At 44.7% G+C, this 3,866-nt stretch carries 4 protein-coding genes; 1 reads left to right on the top strand and 3 read right to left on the bottom strand.

What is annotated here, in order from left to right:
* Nucleotides 1–13 precede the first annotated feature (13 nt).
* The gene (locus tag VN379_RS01090; protein WP_325529931.1) at nucleotides 14–631 is read left to right on the top strand and encodes an acetate uptake transporter; all 618 of its coding nucleotides are present in this window, start codon (nucleotides 14–16) and stop codon (nucleotides 629–631) included.
* A gap of 46 nt (nucleotides 632–677) precedes the next feature.
* Here the strand turns inward: VN379_RS01090 and VN379_RS01085 are convergent, their stop codons facing one another.
* From VN379_RS01085 to VN379_RS01075, 3 genes are all read right to left on the bottom strand, one after another.
* A complete protein-coding gene (locus VN379_RS01085) occupies nucleotides 678–2,012 on the bottom strand; it encodes a replication-associated recombination protein A (RefSeq protein ID WP_325529929.1) in 1,335 nt (444 codons plus the stop codon).
* A 4-nt stretch (nucleotides 2,013–2,016) separates the two neighbouring features.
* Nucleotides 2,017–3,048 (bottom strand): low-specificity L-threonine aldolase, encoded by a 1,032-nt coding sequence (ltaE, locus tag VN379_RS01080; protein WP_325529927.1) that lies wholly within the window; start codon nucleotides 3,046–3,048, stop codon nucleotides 2,017–2,019.
* 162 nt (nucleotides 3,049–3,210) lie between these two features.
* Nucleotides 3,211–3,831 carry an acetate uptake transporter gene (locus VN379_RS01075; protein WP_325529925.1) on the bottom strand — a complete coding sequence of 207 codons (621 nt, stop codon included), beginning with the start codon at nucleotides 3,829–3,831 and terminating at the stop codon, nucleotides 3,211–3,213.
* Nucleotides 3,832–3,866: the final 35 nt, after the last annotated feature.

Raw genomic sequence — 3,866 nt, 5'->3', positions numbered from 1 at the left:
TAGGAGGTTCTGCATGAGTATAAGTACCAACAATACGCAAACAGTAAAGATTGTAACTGCAGATCCGGGGGGCCTGGGTCTTTTTGGTCTGGCTATGGTTACCCTGGTAGCTGCATCTCAGAAACTTGGCTGGACTACGGGATTTTCATTTGTTATACCTTGGGCGATTTTTCTCGGTGCTGTCGCTCAGATGATTGCGTGCTTTAATGATTTTAAGCATAACAATACTTTCGGTGCAACAGCATTTGGTGCTTACGGTCTGTTTTGGCTATCGGTAGCAGCCTGTTGGCTAATCAAAATGGGGGCTTTTGGCCCAATATTAGCCACTAATGCTGATGGTACACAACTAGGGATTGCTTTTATCGGTTATCTCATTTTCTCTGTGTATATGACTATTGGCGCAATGGAAACTAACAAAGTTCTCTTTATTATTTTCTTCCTTATTGATATACTTTTTCTCGGCCTTGCTGCAGATGCATTAGGATTAGGCCACGGCTGGCACACTATGGCTGCCTGGGCTGAGCTTATGATTGCATTAGTTGGTTTTTACGGCAGCGCCGCAGTTACCCTGAATACGCACTTTGGCAAACAATTCTTACCAACAGGCAAACCTTTTGGTATCTTCAAGTAAACGCTGCTCATAAGCAAGAGCCCCTGCAAAAGCGTGGGGCTCTTGCTTATTCTTTTTTTGTATTGTTTGTTTGCTTTAAATGCTCTAATCTTTTAGCAAAACCGGCCTCTAAACCATTAGCGGTAGGCTGATAATAGCTGCGATGTTTAAGCTTGTCAGGCAGATACTCTTGCTTAACAAAGCCTTCATCATAGTCATGGGGATAAAGATATCCCTTGCCATTACCAAGGTCACGTGCGCCGCGGTAGTGAGCATCACAAAGCTGGGGAGGAACAGTCCCGTAATCAAGGCTGCGAACATCTTCTATAGCGGCATCAATACCCTTGTAAGACGCATTACTCTTAGGCGCACAGGCCAGATATACCACAGCTTGCGCTAACGGAATCCGACCTTCAGGCATGCCGATGAATTGTACAGCCTGGGCTGCAGCCATTGCAATAACGAGAGCCTGAGGATCTGCGTTACCGATATCTTCAGAAGCACAAATAACAAGCCTTCTGGCAATAAACTTAACATCTTCCCCCGCCTCCAGCATCCGCGCAAGATAATGTAGCGCCGCATCCGGATCTGAACCTCGCATGCTTTTGATAAATGCTGATACCACATCATAGTGATTATCGCCTTTTTTATCATAGGCCTGCAGCTTTTCACCGGCCACTGTTTCAATAATTTCAGAAGTAATTACATTAGATTGCACAGGGTCAAGCATTGCAGCCGCTTGTTCAATGATATTGAGCGCTGTTCGGGCATCACCACCAGATATCGCTACAATTTTAAGAAGTGTATCCTGGTTACAGACAATTTCCTCTTGGCCCAGCCCACGCTCCCGGTCAGTTAACGCCTGCTCTAATATCCGGATGATTCCCTGCTCATCAAGACGCTTTAAACGTACTACCCGCATGCGTGAAAGCAGCGGCGAATTAACTTCAAAATAGGGATTTTCGGTGGTTGCTCCAATTAGGATAATAGTACCATTCTCAACATAGGGCAGCAGGACATCCTGTTGTCCTTTATTGAATCTATGAATTTCATCCACAAATAAAATTGTTCGCCGCTGCTGGAGCCTCAGCCGTTCTTTAGCGCTTTCAATCACTTTCCGGATATCGGCGGTACCGGCAGCTACCGCATTTAATTTTTCAAAATGACTGCCTGTTGTTTGCGCAATAATATGAGCAAGTGTTGTCTTACCGGTTCCCGGCGGTCCATATAGAACAACTGACGGTATGTTATCATTTTCAATCATTCGCCGTAAGAACTTACCACGGCCAATTATCTCTTCCTGCCCAATGTATTCTTCTAGCGTTCTCGGCCGCATTCTGACGGCCAATGGTCTACTATCCTTCACTTGCGGTTCAAATAAATTCGTAGTAAACAAGTCCACATTATCACCCTTTTACTGTACTTGCCAATACTTTAGCTGTATAGTTGATATCACTGCCGGTAATTCCATGATGGGTTACCATACGGATTTTATAGTCACCAAATTGGCTGATCTTAATACCTTGCTCAGCTAAACGGGCTGTTATTTGAGCAGCCGGTATCCCAATTGAAGTAGTATCTATTACAAGAATATTGGTTTCGACAGTATTAGCATCAAAACCAATATTCATGTTGGCAATTGCATTGGCGAGCATACCGGCATTATCGTGATCCTCAGTAAGACGCTCAACCATTGAAGACAGGGCAACAATGCCAGCTGCCGCAATGATTCCCGCTTGTCTCATTCCCCCACCGAGCATTTTGCGATAGCGGCGACATTTATCAATAAACTCCTGTGTACCAGCCAGCAGTGAGCCTACCGGAGCACATAGACCTTTCGACAAACAGAACATAACTGAATCGGTATAACATGTTAGTTTATCTATGCTTACTTTATTCCGGATCGCCGCATTAAAAATTCTGGCGCCATCAGTGTGAATCTGGATATTATTATTTCTGCTAAGCGTATAGATGCTGTCAAGAACATCTATGGGATAGCTCACACCACCGGCCCGGTTATGGGTGTTTTCCAGGCAAATAAGTGAGGTGGCCGGTTGATGAATGTCCTGTGGACGAATAGCTGCTGAAATTAATGCTGAAGTCAAAATGCCGTTTGTTCCCGAAATGGTTTTGGCCTGAACACCTGATAAGGCAGCAATTCCCCCCACCTCATAGAAAAATATGTGAGAATCCGACTCACATATAAGCTCGTCACCCCGTTGCGTATGGGCTAAAATGGCCAGTTGATTTCCCATGGTGCCGCTAGTTACAAATAAACTGGCCTCCTTTCCTGCCATATGTGCACCTAATTCTTCAAGCTCTTTTACTGTCGGATCTTCACCATATACATCATCGCCCACCTCTGCCCGGTACATTGCCTCACGCATTTGAGGTGTCGGCATCGTTACTGTATCGCTTCGCAAATCAATATATCTCAACACGGCCACTCCTATCAAAGCTACTTATTATCTACTATGGAGTATTCTGAGTAAACAACCGAAAATCCTGGGTTAAAAAACAAAAATACGATAAAAAACACGACCATCATATCCCGAAAAGGCAGGATACAACAGTCGTGTTTAGTTTGTTATATAAGAAGCTTAGACGCGCCGTAAGAACCCAAGCGGTTTGCCGATAGGCAGAACAACCCGGCCTGCAAACTTGTTCAGAAAAATAGCGCCACTCGCATAGAAACCAAGGATGCTGATACCAAGCTCAGACCAGGCCGCAATTGAATGTGCCCAGTGGAACCCCCAGGAATCAAGAGCAAGACAAATTAACAGAACATCAATTAACACCATAATACCAATAAAAACTTTGTTAGTATCCAGGGATGCTACCGTAGCAAATAGGGAAAAAATGAAATAGCCAAAGAATGCGAAGCCCAGTTGACTAACATCAGCCTGCGCAGCAAGAGCGGCCCCGAATACCCCGCCTTTGATCATCCAAGCCATTGCAACACTATACCAGAAAAGGCCAAATGCCCCTAAGACGGTTGCGCCGAAGAGATTGTTGTGCTTAAAATCCCAATATGAGGCAACAAATTGAGCAGTAGCTCCCAGGAAAAAAGCCCAAGGGATTAGGAATGCAGTACCTGACGTCCAACCCAATTTTTGGGATGCTGCGACCAATGTTACCATGGCCAGGCCAAAGACGCCTAATGGAGTGGGATCAGCGATAACTTCAGAAATTTTTTGTACTTCACCAGTTGTGTTGCTCATGATATCCCCCTATCAAAAAATATACTCAATAAAGA

This window comes from Sporomusa sp., from assembly GCF_035561255.1.
In the GTDB taxonomy this organism is placed as follows: Bacteria; Bacillota; Negativicutes; order Sporomusales; family Sporomusaceae; genus Sporomusa.
Note: the sequence above shows the minus strand (reverse complement) of the source record. Positions and strands in the feature narration are given on the sequence as shown.

What these genes read in the sequence shown, in the direction of transcription:
- VN379_RS01090 (WP_325529931.1), top strand. Translation starts at nt 14, where the DNA reads ATGAGTATAAGTACCAACAATACGCAAACAGTAAAGATTGTAACTGCA.
- VN379_RS01075 (WP_325529925.1), bottom strand. Translation starts at nt 3,831, where the DNA reads ATGAGCAACACAACTGGTGAAGTACAAAAAATTTCTGAAGTTATCGCT.